The sequence below is a fragment of the Bacillus atrophaeus genome, from assembly GCF_001584335.1.
GTDB classification, from domain to species: domain Bacteria; phylum Bacillota; class Bacilli; order Bacillales; family Bacillaceae; genus Bacillus; species Bacillus atrophaeus.
Genome location: NZ_LSBB01000023.1, coordinates 38171 through 60703 on the forward strand (window position 1 = coordinate 38171; position 22533 = coordinate 60703).

18 protein-coding genes are annotated in these 22533 nt (G+C 48.0%); 2 read left to right on the forward strand and 16 right to left on the reverse strand.

Features of this window, described 5'->3' with window-relative positions; translation table 11 throughout:
• Window positions 1-187: 187 nt before the first annotated feature.
• Window positions 188-1057: an STAS domain-containing protein gene (locus AXI57_RS19560; RefSeq protein ID WP_013390428.1), complete on the reverse strand. Its 870-nt coding sequence runs from the start codon at window positions 1055-1057 to the stop codon at window positions 188-190.
• Window positions 1058-1271: 214 nt separating this feature from the next.
• Here AXI57_RS19560 and AXI57_RS19565 point away from each other — a divergent pair, with 214 nt between their 5' ends.
• Window positions 1272-1634: a VOC family protein gene (locus AXI57_RS19565; protein ID WP_061671039.1), complete on the forward strand. Its 363-nt coding sequence runs from the start codon at window positions 1272-1274 to the stop codon at window positions 1632-1634.
• Between the two features lie 104 nt (window positions 1635-1738).
• Complete coding sequence (gene hmoA, locus AXI57_RS19570) at window positions 1739-2062, forward strand: heme-degrading oxygenase HmoA (RefSeq protein WP_010787891.1); 324 nt, start codon at window positions 1739-1741, stop codon at window positions 2060-2062.
• A gap of 89 nt (window positions 2063-2151) precedes the next feature.
• Here hmoA and AXI57_RS19575 read toward each other — a convergent pair whose 3' ends face one another.
• From AXI57_RS19575 to AXI57_RS19645, 15 genes are all read right to left on the reverse strand, one after another.
• The gene (locus AXI57_RS19575) at window positions 2152-2847 is read right to left on the reverse strand and encodes a DUF421 domain-containing protein (RefSeq protein ID WP_003328379.1); all 696 of its coding nucleotides are present in this window, start codon (window positions 2845-2847) and stop codon (window positions 2152-2154) included.
• A 117-nt stretch (window positions 2848-2964) separates the two neighbouring features.
• The gene (locus AXI57_RS19580) at window positions 2965-4311 is read right to left on the reverse strand and encodes a family 4 glycosyl hydrolase (protein WP_061671040.1); all 1347 of its coding nucleotides are present in this window, start codon (window positions 4309-4311) and stop codon (window positions 2965-2967) included.
• A gap of 9 nt (window positions 4312-4320) precedes the next feature.
• Window positions 4321-5208 carry a carbohydrate ABC transporter permease gene (locus AXI57_RS19585; protein WP_003328381.1) on the reverse strand — a complete coding sequence of 296 codons (888 nt, stop codon included), beginning with the start codon at window positions 5206-5208 and terminating at the stop codon, window positions 4321-4323.
• A gap of 24 nt (window positions 5209-5232) precedes the next feature.
• Entirely contained in the window at window positions 5233-6189 is a 957-nt protein-coding gene (locus AXI57_RS19590) for an ABC transporter permease (RefSeq protein ID WP_003328382.1), read from the reverse strand.
• Between the two features lie 55 nt (window positions 6190-6244).
• Window positions 6245-7768: an extracellular solute-binding protein gene (locus tag AXI57_RS19595; RefSeq protein ID WP_061671041.1), complete on the reverse strand. Its 1524-nt coding sequence runs from the start codon at window positions 7766-7768 to the stop codon at window positions 6245-6247.
• Window positions 7769-7894: 126 nt separating this feature from the next.
• Window positions 7895-10468, reverse strand: a complete 2574-nt coding sequence (locus AXI57_RS19600; RefSeq protein WP_061671042.1) for an exo-rhamnogalacturonan lyase family protein — start codon at window positions 10466-10468, stop codon at window positions 7895-7897.
• Between the two features lie 46 nt (window positions 10469-10514).
• On the reverse strand, window positions 10515-12506 hold the full coding sequence (locus AXI57_RS19605) for a beta-galactosidase (RefSeq protein ID WP_061671043.1): 1992 nt from the start codon (window positions 12504-12506) through the stop codon (window positions 10515-10517).
• Window positions 12507-12512: 6 nt separating this feature from the next.
• On the reverse strand, window positions 12513-13166 hold the full coding sequence (locus AXI57_RS19610; protein WP_061671044.1) for a rhamnogalacturonan acetylesterase: 654 nt from the start codon (window positions 13164-13166) through the stop codon (window positions 12513-12515).
• 107 nt (window positions 13167-13273) lie between these two features.
• On the reverse strand, window positions 13274-15112 hold the full coding sequence (locus AXI57_RS19615) for a rhamnogalacturonan lyase (protein WP_141292184.1): 1839 nt from the start codon (window positions 15110-15112) through the stop codon (window positions 13274-13276).
• A 52-nt stretch (window positions 15113-15164) separates the two neighbouring features.
• Window positions 15165-17015, reverse strand: a complete 1851-nt coding sequence (locus AXI57_RS19620; protein WP_061671045.1) for a rhamnogalacturonan lyase — start codon at window positions 17013-17015, stop codon at window positions 15165-15167.
• A 138-nt stretch (window positions 17016-17153) separates the two neighbouring features.
• Window positions 17154-17780, reverse strand: coding sequence for a YesL family protein (locus AXI57_RS19625; protein ID WP_061671046.1), 627 nt, complete (start codon window positions 17778-17780; stop codon window positions 17154-17156).
• Window positions 17777-18436, reverse strand: coding sequence for a DUF1961 family protein (locus tag AXI57_RS19630; RefSeq protein ID WP_061671047.1), 660 nt, complete (start codon window positions 18434-18436; stop codon window positions 17777-17779). Before AXI57_RS19630 ends, AXI57_RS19625 begins: the two co-directional genes overlap by 4 nt.
• Window positions 18433-19128 (reverse strand): rhamnogalacturonan acetylesterase, encoded by a 696-nt coding sequence (locus AXI57_RS19635; protein ID WP_061671048.1) that lies wholly within the window; start codon window positions 19126-19128, stop codon window positions 18433-18435. The genes AXI57_RS19630 and AXI57_RS19635 overlap by 4 nt, the downstream gene beginning before the upstream one ends.
• A gap of 17 nt (window positions 19129-19145) precedes the next feature.
• Window positions 19146-21470 (reverse strand): helix-turn-helix domain-containing protein, encoded by a 2325-nt coding sequence (locus AXI57_RS19640; protein ID WP_061671049.1) that lies wholly within the window; start codon window positions 21468-21470, stop codon window positions 19146-19148.
• A gap of 23 nt (window positions 21471-21493) precedes the next feature.
• The gene (locus tag AXI57_RS19645; protein WP_061671050.1) at window positions 21494-22528 is read right to left on the reverse strand and encodes a glycoside hydrolase family 88/105 protein; all 1035 of its coding nucleotides are present in this window, start codon (window positions 22526-22528) and stop codon (window positions 21494-21496) included.
• Between the last annotated feature and the right edge of the window lie 5 nt (window positions 22529-22533).

Sequence of the window (22533 nt, forward strand, 5' to 3'; positions counted from 1 at the left end):
GCATCACGAATACACTAGGATTACAAAGCACAATCCTTACTAATCCTATAGGAAATATAACATTATATTATTACCTTTTATTCAATAAATCAATAACTTTTGTATATTTCTGAAATATCGCAAATCCACTCTTTCATATTTGTTATCAATTAAAAAAAGCCCCCGCTATAAAGGCGGGGAGCTGATGTTATGGCTGAATGTTCTCTTCAATAATACATTGGACACCCATGCGAGCCAAAGCCTGCTTCAGGGTGCCGTACGTTTCGTAATCATCAAAATCAAGCCCCAACTGGATTGAAGTTTGCGCCACATCCGGACGAATGCCGGAAAACACAGCTTTGACTCCTAACAAGAACAGCGTTTGAGACAGGTTGAATAATTGCCTAGCAACCATTGTGTCCACAATCGGAACACCGGATAAATCTATGACGAGGCTGGTGATTTGCTGTTTGATACATTTTGCGGGCACCGATTCTAACATCACGTGCGCTCGCCTTGTATCAATTGAACCGATGAGCGGCAATATGCCAATTTCCTCTGCAATTGAAATTACCGGGCAGCCTAATTCGCCAATTAATTCCTGCTGGGAAGTCAATCGGAGCAGCATGAATTTTTGATATTGCTTGCAAAACTCAGTGATCAGCTTATCAAACGCTTGGTTTACAATCCGGTTCCAGCGATGGATATCCTCATTTGTCACCACGTTTTCTTGTTCTTTGCTGAACTGAATAACCGCGTCCCAAAATGTCACTCTTGAGTTTGAGATCGCTTCCACAACCTCATGAATTTTTGCGTCTTGTTCCACCCTATTTTTCGCCACAGTCACTGCCCATTCTGACACGTGTTCTTCAAAGACGTTTTGATCTTCCAAAAATGAGCTTGCGATCGTTTTATTTGTAAGGGTGTGCTGTTCCGCCAAAAGTTTTTTCATCTCTGCGCTTAACTGATCGGAGGAATAAAATTCTCCTTTCAATTCGAATCTCAGGCTGAACCATTTTTCGGTAATATCGCTTGAATGCTCTATAATATATTCATATAATAATTGTTCTTTATTCACGCTACGGGTCTCCTTTTTCATGATGGAAGCCTCTTTATTATAAAGTGTTTAGAAGCCGGGGAATAGAGAAAAAGGTGTTATTTCGCTTCATCGTCAAAAAGACGCAAAACGCTGCGGGCTGAATCTCTTTTAACAGCAGATGATATTTTAATGTTATTTTTCATGATAGCAGGATAAAATAGAGCTATCTTATCGTAAATGGAGGTTTCCCCCTATGATTAAACAGATCGCCACAGTAGCCGTGTATGCAGAAGACCAACAAAAAGCGAAACTTTTTTGGACAGAAAAAGCGGGGTTCGAGGTAACCTCGGAACGTCCCATGGGTCCGGATGCCAGCTGGCTTGAAGTCGCGCCAAGCGGAGCGCAAACACGTTTGGTCATCTATCCAAAGTCCATGATGCAGGGCTCGGAGCATATGAAAGCATCCATCGTGTTTGAATGTGAAGACTTATTTGGCACCTATGAAAAAATGAAAACGAACGGTGTGGAATTTTTAAGCGAGCCTAATGAGATGCATTGGGGCACGTTCGTTCAATTTAAGGATGAGGACGGCAACGAGTTTTTATTGAAGGGATAACGTGAAGGCAGATTCAGGATAGAATCTGCCTTCTTTATTCTTTGACTTTGATAATCATTATCATTTAAGATGAAAGAATAGACATATTGAATGGAGAGGTGCACATGTTTGTACAATTAAGAAAAATGACGGTAAAAGAAGGCCACGCGGATAAAGTGATCGAACGGTTCAGCGCGGAAGGCATCATTGAAAAACAGGAAGGCTTAATTGACGTAACGGTTCTTGAGAAAAAAGTCCGCCGCGGAGATGAAGAGGTAGTCGTGATGATTCGCTGGGAATCAGAGGACCATTGGAAGCAGTGGGAGAAGAGCGACGCACACATTGCCGCCCATAAAGCAAACAAAGGCAAAGCCCAGCCTGATTATATGCTCGGCACGGAAGTCAGTATGTATCATGTAAAAGCTGTGAAAAAAGGTATTCAAGAATAAAAAAGAGCCTCGCGGTTATGAAGTGACCCTCAAATTTTAAACACAGTTAAAATTTTGAGGTCCTTCATTACGCAAAAGCTCTTTTTTTATCATTTATCTGATCCGCTGTCATACTTGATAAAAAACAGCGGCTGGCCTGCATGCCATTCTGCAAACAGCACGTCCTTACATTCATTTACTCCCTGGGACGCCAGCTCTTGTTTCAGCCACTCTTCATCCACTCCCGCCTCTTGGAGATTATCATATACGACTTCGCCATCAAGAATAAGTGTAATCGGCAAATAAACCTGCTTTGGGGCCAGCTCTACATCCTGCATTTTCGGGGTGTCATATTTGGATTTCAGCAGGACACTGATCATCCCGTTGGTTTCTAGTATCGCGTATTCCGCCTCCTTAATGGAAAAGCAGCCCTGCTGTCTTAAAAGGCTTTGCAATTGATTGATGTCCAGCTTATTCTTCTTCAGCACTTCATATTTTAATATCCCTTTTTGAATCACAATATTCGGTTCGCCCTCTAAAAACTTTCTCGTTCCTTTCAGCTTTTGAGTGATAAATTCTATGATATAGATCAGCAGCCCCCATAATAGAGAGGCGAAAATAATCTCTTTTATCCTAACTTCATGATCGTACACTGCGTTTCCGACCAATTCCCCCAATATTAAGGCAGATATGAAGTCAAACGGAGTAATTTGTGAGAATTGTGTTTTCCCCAAACATTTTAAAATGAGAAATAATATACCAAGTCCGCAAATCAGTTCAACCGCCACTGCCAGATAATGTTCCATATACATAAGCACCTACTTCTTCAAAGTCACTACCATTATTGTCAATCAAACCTTTTATATACGGTGTTATCAAGATTTCACCGTAAGAAAAAACAGCCCTTATATGCAGGCTGCTTGTTATCGTGCTCCTATTTGATTGCAGGACAGCATTTCACGAAAGAGACGCTCGGCATCTGCTCGGTCTAACGTGATGAGAGGATCGTTGATGAATGCTTGAAAAGCAAGACTGTCATCCTGAGTGAAACCGGCTTCCGCCACCGCCTCCTGATTTGATATGTGCCTGTTTGCCAGCATTTCCAAACGCTTCGGCAATGTTCCTGAAAAGATCGGCTGCACCCTGTTGCGGGTGATATACGCGTTCGTTTCCACAATTGCCCCCATAGGCAGATTGGCTGCCTGGCCTTCATTGGGGAGGTTCACATTTGTCATCAGATCACCCAGTCCCAGCAAGGCCGCAATCATATTGACTCCTTCTTCACCCGATGCTTTCAGCGCGGCACCTTGTTTTTGTTTTATCATATGGTCGGTTTCTTTTTTTCTCCTTACCGATTCTTGTTTCCGATAGCCGACGGAGGTCAGATGAAACTTCCATTTCTCCGGATCTTTCAAATAAAAGGCGGGGAAAAATTCCGCAAGATGGCGGTCACCCGCGGCCGGGATCGCGCCGTATGTTTCAAATAAATGAAAGGCTACACGGTGAGCGGAATGAAATACGCTGTCCCGCCAGCTCTCCCCCGAGGGTTCATACCCCGTCTCGGCGTATTGCGCCGCAAACTCTTGAAAAACGGGAACCAAATCAATGTGACGGAACGAGGCTTCCGTCACCCATGTAAAGTGGTTAATGCCGAGCACATTGACTTTGATGTCTTCCCGCTGTTTCACATTCAATCCCAGTCTTTCTTTTACCATTTCACAAAGCAGCTTTTGTGTGCCGAATACCTCATGACAGCAGCCGAATGCCTTAATATCGGGAAACTCTTTATACAGCATCCTCGTACAAACAGACATCGGGTTTGTATAATTCATGACCCATGAGTCCGGGGCATAGTCTCTGATCGCACAGGCGATATCCGCAAACATCGGCGCAGCCCGCAGACCTCTAATGATTCCGCCCGGTCCGACTGTGTCACCCACTGATTGATAAATGCCGAACTGTTCAGGCAAATGGACATCCGTTTCCATATGGTCTAACGTTCCCGGCAGGATTGAGATGATGGTCACATCCGCTCCTGATAATGCTTTTTTCAAAGAAGAAACGGCTTCATATCTCCATTTTCCGTTTCCGCTGAGATTGCCGATCGCTTCATTTTGCAGCGCCGCTTCAAAATCAAGATCATACAGGGCAACCATGCCTGACATGCGTTCATCAAGAGCCAGATCGCTCATCAAGCTTCTGGCCCACCCTTTGGAACCGCCGCCGATATAAGCGATTTTTATCTGTTTTACCGTTTCGATATTGAACACTCCTTTTCTTCAGCCTTTCACAGAGCCTATTAATATTCCTTTTGCGAAATGCTTTTGCAAAAATGGATAAACCGCTAAAATCGGTATCGTGGCAATGACAATGACGGCAAGCTTAATGCCTTGCTCCGGCGGCACCGTGTTTTGCACCATATCACCGTTTGCCGCCGTTAAGTCCGACAAAATCGTCACTTGGCGGAGAACCATTTGCAGCGGCCATTTTGCACTGTCATTGATATATAAGAGCGCGTGGAAGAAATCATTCCAAATTCCGACTGCGTAAAACAGCGCAAAGGTCGCAATGACTGGTTTTGAAAGCGGGAGCGCAATCCGCCAAAAGACGCCGATTTCTGAACAGCCGTCAATTTTCGCAGATTCTTCAAGCTCACGCGGAAGCTGCTGAAAGAAGTTCTTGATAATGATGAGGTTAAATGGATTAATCGCCATCGGCAAAATCAGGGCCCAATAGGAATCAAGCAGTCCGAGCGATTTCACCACAATGTATGTCGGAATCATTCCGCCGGAAAACAGCATCGAAAAAATGACGAGATTTAGTAAAAGGTTCCGTCCCTTTACATGCCGCTTGGCGAGCGGATAAGCCATCGTGAAGGTGAAAAACAATTGAACCGCCGTTCCGACAACCGTGATGAAGATTGACACGCCCATGCTTCTGATAAATGTCGGCGTTGAAAACACGTACCGATACGCATCCAGCGTAAAGGTTTTCGGAAAAATGAAAAAACTTCGCTGCGCAAGCTCTGCTTCAGTTGCAAATGAGCCTGCGATAATATACAAAAAAGGCAAAATCGTGATGGCTCCGACGCCGCCCAGAAAAAGAATATTGCATACGTCAAACACCCGTCCGGCCTTTGTATTGTGCTTTGATTGGATATCAGCCACGAAATCCCCTCCTTCTCTCTGTTCTTAAAACAAGCCTTCCTGATCGAATTTTTTCGCAATATAGTTCGCTCCGAAAATCAAAATAATCCCGACAACAGATTTAAAAAGACCGACCGCGGTGCTGTAGCTGTAGGCGCCCTGGGTAATCCCCACCATATAAACGTAGGTGTCGAATATATCGGCGACGCTGCGGTTCAGGGAATTCGTCATCAAAAACACCTGTTCAAAACCGATATTTAAGAAGCTGCCGATTCGTAATATCAACAGGACAATAATGGTGCTTCTGATGGCCGGGAGCGTAATATGCCACATGCGTTTGAACCGGCCCGCTCCATCCATGATGGCCGCTTCATACTGCTCCTGATCGACTGTCGCCAGCGCCGCCAGAAATAAAATCGTTCCCCAGCCCGTTTCCTTCCAGATGCTTTGCATCACAATCATCGGACGGAACCAATCGGCATCAGACAAAAACGAGATTTGCTGCCCCGTAATGCTTTCAGCAATCTTATTGATTACCCCCGTATCTACCGTAAAGAAGACAAAGGTAATGCTGACGACGATTGTCCATGATACAAAGTGCGGCACATAAATAAACGTCTGAATGCATCGTTTATAAACCGCTTTTCTCAGCTCGTTTAACAGCAATGCCAAAATAAGAGGCGCGGGAAAGGCAAAAATCAAGTCAAGGCTTGCCAGCATCAGCGTATTCCGCAAGAGGCGGAAGAAATCTGGATTCATAAAAAAGTCTTTAAAATACTCCAAGCCGACCCATTCGCTTTTCCAAAATCCAAGGTAGGGAGAATAATCTTTAAAAGCGATTAACACACCCCACATCGGCAAATATTTGAAGATCAAAAAATATAAAATACCGGGAACAAGAAGAAGATAAAGCCATTTGTCTCTTTTAAAGGCCGCCTGCCAGCCCGTTTTATTGGCAGCATGAAGAACGGGGTTTTTCCTGCTCTTTGGCACCGTTTCCATCTCCGCTCTCCTTTCTTCACACAGGGCGCCCGCCGTTTTAGACAGGCGCCTTGGTTTATTTGGATGATGCTTTATACAGTTTATTCAAGTCTTTCAAAAGCTCAGTCCCGCCGCTGTTCTCCCAAAGCCGGACAGCATCCCGGAATCCTTTTTCGTCGATTTCTCCAATGATAAACTGTGTTCTTGCATCAAGGATAATATTGTCAAGCTGTGCTCCCTTTTGGGTATAAACATCGGATACCAAGGATTCCGCCGGGTTGAATACAGCTATTTTTTCGCCCGCAGTAATGATATCTTTCCGGTGCTGAAAGAGCTTCGTTTTTTGTTCCTCGATATAATACTCGCTCTTAGGGATTGACATGCTGAACTGGGCGAGACCTTCATGCTCATAAAGAAGAGCCTTGTTGTTTTTTTCGAGAGAGGTGAACTTGCCGTGTTTTAGCTCGTAATTGCGCCCTTCTACTCCGTTGTTCGTTAATATCTGCGCCTCTTTATCATTCAGCTTATCGAGGAAGGCCAGCACCCTCTTCAGCTCTTTCTCTGTTTTAACGCCTGATTTCGGTATAGCGATCATGCCGGAATAGCCTGAGGTCGGAAACGTTTTCTTTCCTTTGGGGCCTTCGACCGTGCCGATAATGTCAATGATCTCTTTCGCCGACTCATCCGACTCTTCCATCGTGCTTTGAATCTGTGACGCCCTTGACCCTGTATCGACGATGACACCCGCTTTCCCTTTGACAACCGGATCATTCCACTTCGCCGAATCCATGACGGCAAAGTCCTTGTTGATCAGCCCTTCATCATAAAGCTTTTTAAAGAAGGTCAGAGCGTCCATGTATTCCTTCGTTGTAAAGTCAGGGACGAGCTTTCCGTTCTCGATGCCGTAGCGGTTTGGCGCTCCGAACCAAATTTGGAGGATATCCCACGGGCTTCCGTTGCCGAGTCCGAGCCATTTCGGCACCACCATGCCGTACGTATCATCCTTACCGTTTCCGTCAGGGTCTTTTTCTTTAAACGCCTTCAGCACTTCATAGAAGTCATCAAGCGTTTCCGGCATATCAAGTCCTACTTTCTCAAGCCAATCTGTCCGGATGATCATGCAGGCACGGATGAGGTCTCTGGATCGGTAAATGCCGTAAACCTCTCCGTTGACAGAGCTGTTATTGACAATCTTTTCATCTGCTTGGCTTAAATTCTTGTAGTCTTTTAAATAGGGGGACAGCTCCCAAAACGCCCCCGCTTTAACAGATTTAATGAAACCGGCTGATTTATCTTTGATGACAATCGCTTGCGGGAGATCTCCGGAAGCCATGACAATATTGAATTTGTCATTATAGGACGAGTCCGGCACCCATGTTACATTAATGTTTTCATCTGTATAGGTCTCCAGCGCTTTTAGTGACGGGCTTTTACTGCCTGGGCTTTCCGGCGAAAGCAGAGGAGCCATAATGTTGATCGTGTCTTTGGAGCTGTTTTCAGGATTGGATGTCTCTGAATGGCTGCATCCGGCTATGATGGAAACAGCGAGCGGAACGGCCAGCCATTTTTTTCGCAATCTTTTTTTCTCGTATTGTTTCATGATGAGCGAAGTCCCCCTTTTATCATTTTGCTGCTTGGTTTTCCTTTTGCCCATTCAATATAAAGCGCTTACATAAATCTTGCAATCTTCATTTTTTGCTCCCTTTATCCTATGATTTTCTGTCTGTTATCCTTTTTTGCCGGGTTTCTCTTTTCTTGCAGGCAGGTCATCTCCGATCAATTCCAGTGCCGCCATGACATTTAAACACCATTGAGATACGGTGTTCGTCGTCACCCAGGGGAGCTCCTCCAACTGTGTCCATGTGTTGATCTGAGAGGGCTGGATCGGCAGCGGGGTATGGCTCATTCGGTGATCAAGCAAAAGATTCCATGCTTTGGCCGCCAACTGTTTGTCTTGTTTTTTTCTTGCAGCGTAGGCTGTCATCGCGGCGGCGAACATCGGCCAATGAAAATGCCCGTCATGGAGCGCGCCTCCGCTTTTTTGCCGTTTTTCTTCATCTGTCAGTGTGTAAAATTCACCGAATTCACTCAGCATTTCCTCCCATTCCGCATCCTCAAGAAGCTCGGCCAGCTCCATCCAGACCTGCGGCGCACCGAACGCGATGATCATGTGATAGCCGCCAGCCGTGCCGTCGCCCATATGATGAAGCATGGAGGCCGCCGGATCGTACTCGAATGTCGGGCCGGATAATAAACGGAGCGGCAGGCGTTTCAGACAGCTGATGCCTGTAGTGATTTTTTTCAAATAATCAGGATTTCCCGTTCGTTCCCATTCCGCGAGCCAGTTGGAGCAAAAAGCTGCCCAATCCGGTCCTGTTCTGACGTGGGTCGGATGCTCTCCTTTTGAATAAAATTCTCTCATCGGATCTGTTTTTACGAGCGCAAAGTCCGCATCTTTCACTTCTGTCAGCACATCTCCCATACGCTCATCGCCTGTCAGAAAGTAATACCATTTATAAAGCCCCGCCATGCTGATTCTCGCTTCCTTGCAGCCGCAGCCCCAATGGACGACGTTATGCCTTGATCCCAGTCCCGCGTAGTCACCGAGATGAAAGCAGTCTGTCTCGCTTGTGTGGCGGGTCATAGCTTCGGCCATTCGGAAAATGTCTTCTCTTCCCGAGCGAAAAAACGCCTGCCACAGCCATAAAGTAGGAACAAGCTCGTTGTTTTGCCACGCGTATCCGCCAAGATCATACCGCCACATGTGCCGGATCGGATCATACGTGTGCATCACATCCCCGTAGTTCCAGAAACCGTACCATTTGCGCTGCTCCACTTCTTGTTTGTAAAACATAAAAGCGGCGTTGAGCTGTTCTTCCAGCTCTTTTTTCAACGGATTGGCTGTGTTTTGTAAGCTCCAGACGCCAAGCGCCCGTGAACTGTGATAATGCTCCGGTTCACACACGAGCAGCGGCGGAGACTGCCATTGGTCGGTTAACCGATTCAGTTCAGCATCCGCAGGCGTTTGTGAAAAGCAAGCCAGATTTACCTCATTTGTATTTGCGATTCCAGTCGGATCTGACCTCATTTCCGCAAATCCTTCATAAGCGCTGACTACGTGAGTACCTTCTGAATAATGGCGGAAATCCATTGCTTCGGCGTCCGGCGGCCACAGCCAGACGGTCATTTTTGTATCGCTGCTGCCCAGGCCGCTGATTTCCAGTGCTGAAGGATATTTTTCAAAAAAGTGCCGCAGCCCGGCCGCCATGCCGCCGTTCTCTCCGCCCGCATAAAAAAGCCCCTTAGACCGTTTTCCGTGCAATATGTTCACCCACACAAAGTCCTTTCCGGTCCGTTTACACAGACTGTAATGATCAGAGGAATTCTGTACGAGCTTCACATCATTCCAGACCGCGTTCTGTCTTCCGTGGCAGAACAGTTTTTGGTGTTTTTCTTCAGAGGTAAGCGTTTCTCCGTTGATCTGCCGCTGATAAAGGGAGTTGTGTTCATTGAATGCACGCGTCGCAAACAGCTGGGCCGGTTCTTTATAAATACCGGTGTCTCCTGCAAAACGAAAATGGCGGTTGTACGGTTCTCCCTGTAAAAACAGATCGAATTCCATACCGATTCCTTTCAAAAATTCCGATTTAAATTGACGGTCAATCAGCAGCGTGTGTTTGATGTTAACCTCGGAAACGCCCGCGTAAAAAGTCAGCCTGAGGATAAACGGGAGCCGCTCATCTTTTGTGCCCCTATTCAGATGGACGCCCTCCAGTTTAATAACCGTTTTAACATGCCCGCTGGTTTCAACTGCTGCTTGTTTGATGAAACTGCCTGAGCTTTCATACTCATGGATCATTTTCTCTTCTGTCCCGCTTCTCGTTTCTTTTATCGCAGTCAGCCGCCCGCCCGCGGCAATTTTCTTTCCGTGAATGGCCAGTGATTGAAATATCTCCTGCCCCGATGTATGGATGGTGCATGTAAGCGGTCCGGTATCCGCCTTGATCACATCCGCTGACTCGTTTACAGTGACAGTTTGGTCGGGTGCCGCAGCTTCGCCTTTTTGCAGAACGTAACAGCAGTCCGCCTGTCCGCCGAACACGGCCGCATGCTTTGTCCATTTGACGCTCCCGTCCGGCCAATAGGCCGACGGTTCGCTTTGCGTACACAAGCTATTTCCCTGTGAATCCAAAAGTGTCAGAGACTCTCCTTTTTTTAAGTCCCCTTTTTTCCAAGGCACCCCCCAGGTCACTCCGCCCGCCATCGGGGGCTGTTTGCTCAGCCATTTTAGTTTCGCCATTTGTCCGCTCCTTCCATTTAAAAAAGCTGACTCCGTCAAGAATCAGCTATGGTCTGTCAAACTGAATGATTCGGTACTCATACTCGCCAATGGACAAACTTCCCGCTTCAACAGCAAGGGCTGACAGCATGTCAGTTCCCGCTTCCGGGAGTGTGACGCTCCCCCCTTTTCCATCCATATTTACGATCACCCATATCAAACCGCTGTCGCCTATTCTCGGCGCCACAATTGTTCCTGGTGTAACATTCGTTCGTAAGGTGAGACCGGCTTCTTTGGCATAATGGGCAATGAGCGCTTCAAGCATAGCCTCTCCGTCTTTTCCGGAAGGCGTTGATCCGAGCAAGACAATTTTGCCCGCCCCGTGCTTTTGTTCCGTCAAAAACGCCTTGCCTGAGGCCGGGCCCTTTTCAATGGTGCCGACGGTTTCTCCTGATTTCGCGTCAAAAACCGCGCTCCATAAGCCAAGCGGCGCACAAACACCAAATGCCCTTCCGGAATCGGTGTCTTCATCCATAGGGAAGGTGAAAAGCGTTTTGATACCCGCCGTTTTTTCAAGTTCGCCCAGCGCGCAATCCGTATGGATCGTATGCTCTTTTGTACGTCCGCCCGTCATCGGCCCCGCGATCCAAATCCCTCCCGCTTCGGCAAACGCTGAAGCTTTTTTGATATAGTCGGAAGAAAGGTAAGGCACATACGGTGTGAAAAGCAGCTTGTAGCCGTCTAGCGGGTGGTGTTCGGGAATCACATCCCGATGAATGCCGGCTTTCAGAATCCGTTCGTAAAAAGAGGTAACCAAAGAGCGATGATTCAGTTCTCGATGAGGCTCCGTTCTGAAAAACGCTTTCGCTCTGTCGGAGTATGTCATCGCTGCTTCCGCCTGTGCCGGCACGGTCGAAATGATGAACGGCTCGATTTCCTTCCTTGCCCGCTCAACGTCAAGCACGTTCTTATAGCCGATCGTTTTCTCTCCCCAAGCGCTGAGAACAGATCCGTGAGGAATCTCGCTGCCTGAACGCTGCTGTCTCCACAGCCAATAGCAAAACGCTTCGCCGCCTAACGCGTAAGAAGATACTGCTTCCGCTTTTAAATAGCCGTCTGCGTGCGGGAAGGCGTAGCTTTCAAGCGATGCGGCGTAAGAAGGGCTTGTTTCCAATATCCAGAAGGGCCGGTCTTTTTTGAAATGTCTCCACAAATCACAATTGAATAAGAACGCGGAGGCGTTTTCTTGTGTAGCGTACGTATCGAATGACGCGACATCGAGGCCCTGAAACAGCCGTTCATTGTCAACACTGAACATGACGGTGCTGTTATGGGAAATCGGCGCATCTGAATAGATTCTGATGATCCTTGCCTGCTCATCAGCAAATGCAGCAATCTTTTCCATAGAAAACAGCTGATACATCGTGCGCAGAGAAGCGTGGTGCAAAAATGGGGCCGGGCCCGGCTGCGGCACTTGTTCGAACGATTGATACGTTTCGCTCCACACATCCGTCCCCCACGCTTTATTCAAACGGTCAATCATACCGTAGCGATTCTTGAGCCATTCATGCCACAGCCCCAAACATGTTTCACACATGCATTCTCCCACATGGCATTTGAACTCATTATCGAGCTGCCAGCCGATCACGCCGGGCAGCCTCCCCAATTCTTTTGCGAGACTTGTCGTGATCAGGGCTGCTTTTTTTCTGAAATAAGGGTGATTGGTGCAAGCGTGCTGACGCGATCCGTGCCCCATGATCGCTCCGCTTTCATTCACATACATTCGCTCCGGGCGGCCATGCGAGAGCCAAATGGGCGGTGTCGGCGTCGGTGTGCACATGATGGTTTCGATGCCGTTTTCATACAGACGGCCGATGATTTCTTTAAAAAAATTGACATTTATGTTTCCTTCTTCAGGCTCCATGACAGACCAGGCGAACTCGCCGATTCGAACGACGTTAATGCCTGTTTCACGCATAATGGTAATGTCCTGCTGAATCGTTTCCTCATCCCATAGTTCCGGATAATAGCACGCGCCGTGGTATAGCTTTTTTGCCATGTCATCTCATCCTTTTTTTAAAGTCGATTCCGTTAAGGGAAGGCCCAGTTCTTTAATGCCTTCTGCAACAAGTTTCGCTATCTCGTTTGCGCCTGTTTTGGTGAAGTGCGTGTAATCATTGACCCCTTCTGACACCATAAAGTAGGAATAGACCGTTTCCTCGCCTTGTGCTGTAAAGAAGGCCAGGCTTTTCTCCATTAAATCAATCAGCCGTACGTTCTCCTCAGCAGCCGTTTGTTTCATCGCGATGCAGTAATCAGGGAAATCATTTAAAAATACGCCATTTTGATAATGGAACCGGGCCACCGGTGTGATCAGAAGCGGGTGGGCGCCTTTTTCCCGCGCGCCTGTGACATATTGCTTCAGGTATTGTTTATAAGTTGTATATGGTTCTGTGTAGCGTTCCGGCTTATCCTTGGATGCGTCATTATGGCCCATTTGGACAAACAGCCAATCGTCCGGTTCAATGATATCCAAGATAGCTTGAAGTCTTCCTTCCTCTACAAACGTTTTCGAGCTTCTGCCGCCGATCGCTTTGTTGATCACCTGAATGTGATCAGGCACATGTCCGCCGAGAAATTGACCCCAGCCTCCTTGATTCGTGCTTTGGCCGTATGTCTGAACAGTGGAATCACCGGCAAGATAAATATGATTTGGCATCAATCATTCCTCCTTAATGGTTTCATTTAAAATCGCTTCAATAGCGGCAAGCTCTGCATCTGAAAAAGGCAGTGACTGGAGCATGCGGACATTTTATACTTCCCCTCCTAAAGCGGCATTTCTGCTTTATTGCCCGCCAGATATATGGCTGGCTTCGGCGGCTTTTTCATTCCCGTGCCGAGATAGTAGCCTGTGTGCGGCGGCTGATTATAAGCTGTGTTCTGCCAGGCAATCCCGAGTCTGTACACCGGGTCGTGCATCAGTGTATAAAGGCGGTGGCGTGTGATGTCGGTCGTTGTATAGATGCGGAGCGCATCACTTTCTTCCGTTCTCCAAATAACCTCTTCCCGCCAGTCCCCGAACAGGTTAGCTTGGAGTACCGGGTTTCCTTTTGTTCCATTGTTGGACAGCACTCCCTCCGGCTGAAAAACCGTCTTCAGGCATCGGTTTTCAGCGTCCCATTTATCAATTTTCGGCCGGCCGATCGTTCCATTCCAGTCGTGATCCAGCAGCTCTCGTACCAAGTCGCCGTCCCACCAGATGGCAAAGTTGGCTGATGCGGGCGCTTTGTCACTGACCTTTTCTCCTTTACTGGTGTACAGGCCATATGAAATTCCCTCGTTCCCCGGCGGGTCGATGCCCCAAACGAGCGAGCCTTCATACTGAGGGTCAATGTGGGCCGCCATGCCTCTCCCCACGTCTGTGCCGGCATGGACTCCCCACAATATATCGCCGGTTCCGGCATCCCGGAAGGACAATCCATACGGCGAATAATGATCTTCATGCACTTGAAAAACCTCCAGCCCTTTGCGTGAGGGATCAAGATTGCCGACATGCATCGCATCACCGTGTCCAAGCCCCGTTGTATACAGACCGGTGCCGTCATGATCGACAGCCATGGCGCCGTAAATGATTTCATCCTTCCCGTCACCGTCCACATCCGCCACGCTTAAGCTATGGTTCCCCTGCCCGGCGTACCGTTCATGTCCCGGTTTATCCGAATCAAATATCCACTGTTTTTCCAGCCTGCCGTTTCTGAAATTGTATGCGGCAAGAACCGATCTCGTATAATAGCCGCGTGCCATCACAAGGCTCGGCCGCTCACCGTCGAGATAAGCGATTCCCGCCAAAAAACGGTCCATCCGGTTTCCATATCCGTCCCCCCAATCCTCAAGTGTGCCGCGGGGCGGATCATAATCAACGGTCGAGAGCGCTTCACCGGTTTCACCCTTAAACACAGTCAAATATTCGGGGCCGGATAAGATTCTGCCTTGTTCGTCCCTGAAATCAGCATCTTCATTTCCGATAATATTGCCTATCCCGTCTGTTGTTCCGTCCGCTGTTTTCATCGCGATTTCGGCCTTCCCGTCCCCGTCAAGGTCATACACCATGAATTGGGTGTAATGGGCGCCTGCTCTGATGTTTTTTCCGAGATTGATTCTCCATAAAAATGTGCCGTCCAGTTTATACGCATCAATCAATACCTCGCCTGTATAGCCGTTATGGGCGTTGTCTTTTGAATTTGACGGGTCCCATTTTAAGATGATTTCATATTCACCGTCACCGTCCACATCCCCGACACTGGCATCGTTCGCGCTATAGGTGTACGGCTGTCCGTCCGGCGTAGTGCCGCCTTCAGGTTTTTTGAGCGGAATCGTCAGGAACCGTTCCGGCCAGACCGCGGCTTTCGGTGTACGGCTGATTTCAAAGCCCTTTTTCACAACCGATACACGATAAACAGAAGCTAATGTTCCCGCCGGGTCAAGAAAATTGGTGCTCTCTGTGATCAGCTTTTTACTCACCCGCTGCCCATTCCTGTAAAGATGAAAAGCTGTATCCTCATCATCGGTGCCGAGAAAACGCCAGCTGACAAAGACGCCGCCTTCGGTTTTCACTGCGATGAGACCTCTTGTCAGATATTCCATCTGTCTCTTTTTTTGTTTCATATGATTGGAACGGGCGTGAAAAACGCCCGTTCCTTCCCCCTTTCATTCCGCTTTAGGGCGTGTACATGTTTGGCTTTTCCGGTGAAGCCATCCCGTTTCCTAAAAAGAAGCTTGGATGAGGCGGCTGATTGTAGGCGACATTCTGCCAAGCGATCCCGAGACGGTAAACGGAATCATGCATCAGTGTATACACACGGTGCTCCGTGATATCTGTCGTTGTATAGATCCGAAGTTCGCTGCTGTCTTCATTCCGCCATACAGCTTCCTCCCTCCAGTCACCAAGCAAATCCGCCTGAAGACTCGGTGTCGCTTTTGTGGAATTATTGGAAGCGGCGCCTGAGGCTGTTAACAATGTTTTTGATACGCCATTTTGGTAATCCCATTTATCTATCCTGTTACTGTCAAGCTGTTCTCGCAGGAGATCTCCGTCCCACCAGATGCCGAAGTTGGTCGATGAAGGAACAGTGCTTCCGATCTTCACGCCTTTTGCCGTGTAAAGCGAACCGTTTGCCCATACCTCCTGTCCCGGATAGCGCGGATCAATATCAGCGGCCATCCCTCGGCCTACATCTTTGCCGGCATGAACCCCCCATATGATTTTTCCTGTTGCCGCGTCTCGGAAGGATAAGCCATAAGGAGAGTTTTTATCTTCATGAACCTGAAACACTTCAAGGCCCGGACGGCTTGGATCGAGATCGCCCGCATGCAGCGCGTCCCCGTGCCCAAGTCCTGTAGAATACAGCCCTTCTCCGTCATGATCGACAGCCATTGAGCCATAAATGATTTCATCTTTTCCATCATAGTCGACATCCGCTATGCTTAGATTGTGGTTGCCCTGCCCGGCAAACGTTTCATTTCCCGACTTTGTTGAATCAAAAGTCCAAAGTTTTGACAGCTTTCCGTCTCTGAAGTTATAAGCGACAAGCATCGTTTTCGCATAATATCCTCTCGTCATAATCAGGCTCGGCCTTTGTCCGTCGAGGTACGCTACTCCAGCCAGAAAACGATCGACTCTGTTTCCGTAACCGTCGCCCCAATCGGAAACATTCCCTCTCGCCGGTTCAAATTTCGCAGTGACAAGCTCTTTTCCCGTATCCCCTTTGAACACGGTTACATATTCCGGTCCGGAAAGAATGCGCCCTTGCTCATTGCGATAGTCGGCATTTGCATCGCCAATCACTTTTCCTGTCCCGTCCTTCGTTCCGTCTGCTGTCTTCATAGCCACTTCCGCTTTACCGTCACCATCCAGGTCATATACCATAAATTGAGTATAATGCGCGCCCGCTCTGATGTTTTTTCCAAGCCCGATCCGCCACAGCAATGTCCCGTCAAGCTCATATGCGTCAATGAAAACTTCTCCGGTATAGCCGTCCTGTGAATTGTCTTTTGAATTGGATGGGTCCCACTTGAGAATCAGCTCATATTCTCCGTCCCCATCCACATCGCCTGCACTTGCATCATTGGCGCTGTATGTGTACGATTCGCTTTTTGGTATCTGGCCGCCGGCCGGCTTTTTCAGCGGAACAGAATGATACTGCTTTCCCCATACCGCCGCTTTTTCGGACGCTGCCTGCTCGGTTCCGTTTACAACGGCCTTCACCTGGTAAACAGCGCTCGTTGAACCGCCTTTATCCAAATAATTTGTGCTTGAGGCAATGGGTGAAGCGTTCAGTTTCTGCCCGTTTCTGTACACATTGAACGAAACAGAAGCATTCTCTGTGCCCAGAAGCCTCCAACTGATAAATACTCCGCTCTCTGTCTTTACAGCCACAAGCCCTCGGTTTAAAGCCTCCAGTTGTCTTGCCGCCCCCTCGGCCTTAGCCGGAAATACTGACGCACCGATCATCAATAACAGTGTCAATACAGTGAAAATGGACAACATGCTTTTCTTTTGCATACTCATCAGACAGCCCCTTCCCATTTGTTGTAAACGCTTACCCAAATTGGATTGTATGCGCTGGGCGCGCTGCCATCAATTGCACTTTTTTGCAAAAGAGGTATTGAGGGACTGAACTTTTTTGCGTTTTTATCACTTTTTTGTTTATGGAGCCTGATGGTGCTGCGCTTCCGTCTTTACGAACCCCCGATAAGCAAAAAACATCAGCACAAGCCCGAATAAACTGGGACCGTAAAAGGGGATCAATCCCGGAAGCGTATATAACAAATAAAGGACAAACGCACTCCCTAAAAGCATGCAGGCCGTGGTCAGCGGGCGCATAACGCCGAACAAAACGGCTTGGAACAAATATTTCAATAAAGGCAGCTCGTAATGAACATAGAGGGGAAAGACATACATCAGCGCCACCATATAAATGAGACCGGCGATTAATGTACAGCTTGTAATTACAAACGAAAGCCAGTCTGCACTCGCTGAAAAATAATGATAATTGGCAGACAAAACAAATAACAGGACCATAAATGTCAAACCAATCACATTTACTTTTAGAAACTCTTTTTTATATGCGCCAAGAAAGGTCGCAAAAACCGGCACATTCCTTTGCCCCATCAGCCATTTTCGGATCACGGCAAACATGGCGGCTGTGCTCGGCGCCCACCCAAAAACAATACCGCCCGCCAGTGTAAACAAAAGCCACAAGCCGTTCAGCCACGCGATTTTCACAACAGCCTCGCAGCCTGCATAAAGAGCATCCGCCACATTTGTCTTCATCTTCTCACCGCTTGATGCACAGACAGATCATGATAAGCGGCTTTCATTGGCGCCATCTGCCGCAGACCGATTTTCCCGCCGTGTAAGAGAGGGCCGTACGTTTTGCCGTCATCCCGCCATTCGAGCACGGCAAGGCCATTGATTGAAAAATGTACGTAATTCTTCACTTTGACAAGCTTCATGCAATATGGAGAATCGGCATCCTCCGGCGAAGGCAGCGGATCGGCTCCCATGGCGACGAGATGGAAACCCCGGCTTTTTCTTAAATTGCAGGTGAGAAACGCTCTTTCTTCCGCATACTTTCTGCGGAAGTAAGACAAGTGCAGCGCGTTAATGTCACCTGAATGGTACTCTTGATAGCTTCCTGTTCTTTTGTTCAAACTGCTGTCAAAGAGGTCCTCTCCTTTACCTCCTGCTGCCGCAAAAAACAGCATACAAAGGCCGGGCTGTTCGATCGGGTAAAAGTTCCATGTCACAACGATGCCGTCGGGAAATGTTTCCGGACACCATAAAACAAAATGCGCTCCGTCGTCTTCATGTGACAGGTTCAACGAGCCGTTTTCAAAGGAAAGCCTCCCGCCGCCCTCCATCCGCCAGTCTTTTACATCATCAGGTGTGCGTAAAGGATTCCGGTACAGACAAACACCTTCCTTTATACATCGCTGTTTTCCTCCACACTCAAAAGGCGGCGGCTCAGCGGAAGCTTACATTCTGCGATGCCTTCTGCGACAAGCTTTGCCACCTCTAAGGCCCCTTCTTCCGAAAAATGCGTATTGTCCTGAATGCCCTCGGGATAATTCGGGTGTACATTCGGCTCAAACCAGACGAACAAACGCTTTGACTCTTCAACTCCATATGCTTCATAAAGTACTTTTGTTTTCAATAACAGATCAATGACCGGCACATCTAATTCACTCGCCAAAGCTCTCATTGCTTCCGGATACTCGCCCAATGTATGCTCGATTCGCCCGTCCGCATCAAACCGGCGACGCTGGACTGAGGTAACAAAAACAGGAACTGCCCCTTTGCCGCGCGCTGTTTCCGCAAATTGCCTGAGGCATTGCTGATACGTGGAATACGGCTCTGTGCCGCGCGGCTTTTGGTCATTGTGGCCGAATTGAACGAGCAAGTAATCTCCCGGTGAAATCTTCTCAGAAATCGCTTGCAGCCTGCCTTCCTCAACAAAAGAATTCGTACTCGCGCCTCCTTTCGCGTGATTTTGTACCTTTACATCCTGAGAAAACAATCGGCCCAAGACTTGCCCCCAGCCCGCCATCGGCGCTTCGTGCGCGGGACAATCGCTCACTGTGGAGTCACCCGCTAAAAACACTTGAATCTGCTTTTCCATCGTTCATCCCTCTCCCTTCATGACGTTTCCTGATACATTTGCCGATAGACACCGGGCGGCATGCCCACCTGCTTTTTAAAAATCCGGTTAAAATAGCTGTGCCGATAGCCGACTTCTTCCGAAACGTCGTGGATTTTTTTATTTGTGCTGACCAGCAGCTCTTTCGCCTTTTCTATTCTGATGTCCGTGACATAATCAATAAAATTCGTGCCCGTCACTTGTTTAAACGCTTTGCTTAACGTGTACGAATTGGTACCCGCAGCGTCCGCACAGCTTTCAAGAGAAAGATCAGCCATATACTGATCATGAATCATCGCGATGACATGTTCAGTCAGTTGTTTCTGCTGTCTGTTTTTCCTGCCGTCAAGCTTTGCCAAATAAGGGCTGACTACCGTTTCCATCAGCCATGAGACCGCCTGGTCCGGGTGGCGCAATTCAGAAATGTCACGAAGCAAATCTCTATTTGGGAACAATTCGGACGGATACAGCCCTGAATGCAGAATGTCCTCTTGAATGCGGGAAAAAAGTTGAACCAGCGCAGGGTGGACGTGCATATCTTTGACCGCTTTTTCCGTCAGTTCATTAATAAATAAGCTGATCAGCGTTGCTGCCTCCTCTTTTCTCTCGAGCCGGATTGCCTGCAGAATCTGTTTTTCAAGCTCAAAAGGATAATACGGCGCCGGGTGTTGTGCCAGCTGATTCTCGTCATGTAAATCAATGATCTGATGTCGATTAGCGAAATGCCTGTGTGATTTGCCGATTTTCACATCCTTATACAAAGCGGGAATATCCTTCACATACCCTGCCTTCCTGGATATCGTCCCGGTTACCTTTAATCCTGCCGCCCTATTGATAGCTTTTGTCAGGTCGCCAGCAAACGGCCTGATATCATCCCGGACAGAAGACCCGTGTTCCCGCACGAGAAGAACGGTTAATGAAAGACGTCCGATATCAATTAATGAAAAATGGGGAAATCGTGAGGCTGCCAGCTCTTCCGTTATGTTGGCCAGCATAAAGGCGGCCAAATGTTCATCTTCAGCGGAAAATTCGCTTTCCTGACTCCCCAGCCCCGTCATCTGAATATCCAGCACGTGAAACAATTTATCTCTAATATCCCACCCGGCGTCTTCCATCCGTGACCTGAGGCTTTCTTCTGTGTGATAGTAAAAATCGCCTTGGATGAGCTGCTGTAAAAAGCTTTTTTTCATTTGAGGCGTTTGTAAAGAGATACGTTGCTGAAGCGTCCGGCTTTCAGAAGACAAATCATTCCACCTTTTTTCGAGCCATTTGAACTCATCCTGCTCAGCCGCTTTCCACGCTTTTTTCTCTTCTCCTGTAAATAGGCTGAGCAGATGCTGAACGGGGTGATAAATTTTTTTAGAGGCGTACCACGTCATAAACAGAGCCAAGCCAAGGCATATGACGATCATTGCGATAATCAATTTTGATAAAAAAACCATCGGAGCTGTAACAGAGGATAATGGAGCGGCTGATGCGTATGTCCACTCCTGATGCATTCGCTTTATGTGTCCATAGGAGACGGAGTAAACTGTGCCGCCCCATTTCATTTGAAAATTTCCGTCCGCCTTTTGCTGATTTTTCACCTCATGTATTAAAGCGTTTTTAAAATCAGCCGCTCCCTTTTTCCCTGCTTGGAATAAGACGTCATTTTTTTGATTCAAGAGGAGCGCCCGCCCGTCGGGATAAGGAGACAGACTTTGCAGCATAGCCTTCATCTCTTTTGGATTCACTGTCAGCATCACAGCGCCAAACGGCTTTTCGGCTGACCCCGGAATGAGCTGGACAAGCATCGCTTTTGAAGATGAACCAAAATTGCCGTCTGTGTCCTTCCAATAAATATTGCTGTCTGAGGCTAACACTGATCGATACTCACGAAGCGCCTCCGCTTCTGTGATCCGGCTGTATTCGGGGTTCAGCAAAAGGGGCCGGGGGCTGTTCAAAAAGACAGAAGCCTGTTCGATCAAGGGCTGCTGATCACGCAGGAGAAACAGTCTTTTCGTTAGTTGATAGGAGAGCTTGAAATCTTTCTCGACATCTTTTTCGGTTAATCCGTTCATAAGCGCTGAATCAAAAGCAAGCTGGGTGAGCGTCAGTTCCAGCCCCTCCAGCTTCTCGTCAATCCGGTTCACTTCACGCACCACCTGCGCTTCATGTGAACGCTGCAGCTCATCTTCCACCTTGGCGATAGATAAAAAGTAAATGGCCCCGCCTGTCAGCAATCCGGGAATACATGCAATCAGCAAAATTAAAACAAAGTTTCTCTTAAAATATGATCCCTTCCAGCGTGAAACCCGTTCTTTGTTTTGAGGCTGCTTTTTCATCTCTGTCCCCCCGCTGCCGTCTTTTACTGATAAGCGTGCTTTTTCGTTTTGAGAACATCAGCGAGAAACGTCAGCGCAAGGCCCTGCCCCCACCCTTGAATTCTCTTATATGGCACCTGTTTGTACCCGCCGGCATCCTTCATGACAGCCGTTCCGGCGGATACTCTGCCGACCCTGCCGTCCTCTTCCACTGCATCAAGAATGGCCGCAAGCGACTTTTGAATGTATTTCGTATATAACTTTCCGCTTGATAACAATGCGGAGGCAATACCTGCGGAAGCCGATACCTCCAAATAAGAATCCGGATCATTTACGATCGTATGCCATAATCCTGAATCATCCTGAAGCCTGACAAGCGCGCTCAGCTGGTCCCTCAGCGATCCGTCAATGATCATAAATGATGGATGTGTCACTTCGATAAGCGACAGCGCTTTTGCCATCGTCAGCGCAGCCCAGCCGTTCGCCCTGCCCCAAAAAATTCCGGACAGATGGTTTTTCGCCTTATTGTCCCAAGCATGATAGTAAAGATTTGTCAGCGGGTCCTGCAACACGTCTTCATGCCCGTGAAATTGGCGCAAGCCGTCTTCAAAATAATCCTCCCTCTCCATCACCCGGCCGATTCTCAGCATAAACAGCCCCGCCATCATCAGCGTATCCGCCCACGCCTGCTCAGGAAACACATAATCCGCCGAGTTGACCGTATGCTGAAGGATGCCTTCGCCAAAGCGCGGCGCTTTATGGAGAACATATTCAGCCATCTCACCCGCCGTTTCGAGATACACATTATCCCCTGTCACCTGATGCAGAAACAGCAGCGTGTGGCCGATGGACACCCCGTTGATCGAAAGCGGCGGCAGCCCATCCTCAAGCTGTTCATCCACCCACGTTTTTAAGAGATGAATATATTCCTCATTTTCAGTGGCTTCATAAGCTTCCGCCACTCCATAAAAAGCTACGCCTCCGGGCCAATCCCAGCCGAAATCCATCTGAAACGTCCGCTTGACAATCCGGTCGATGACAGATGTTACCCTTTCTTCATCAAACATAAGCTGTGCCATGAATT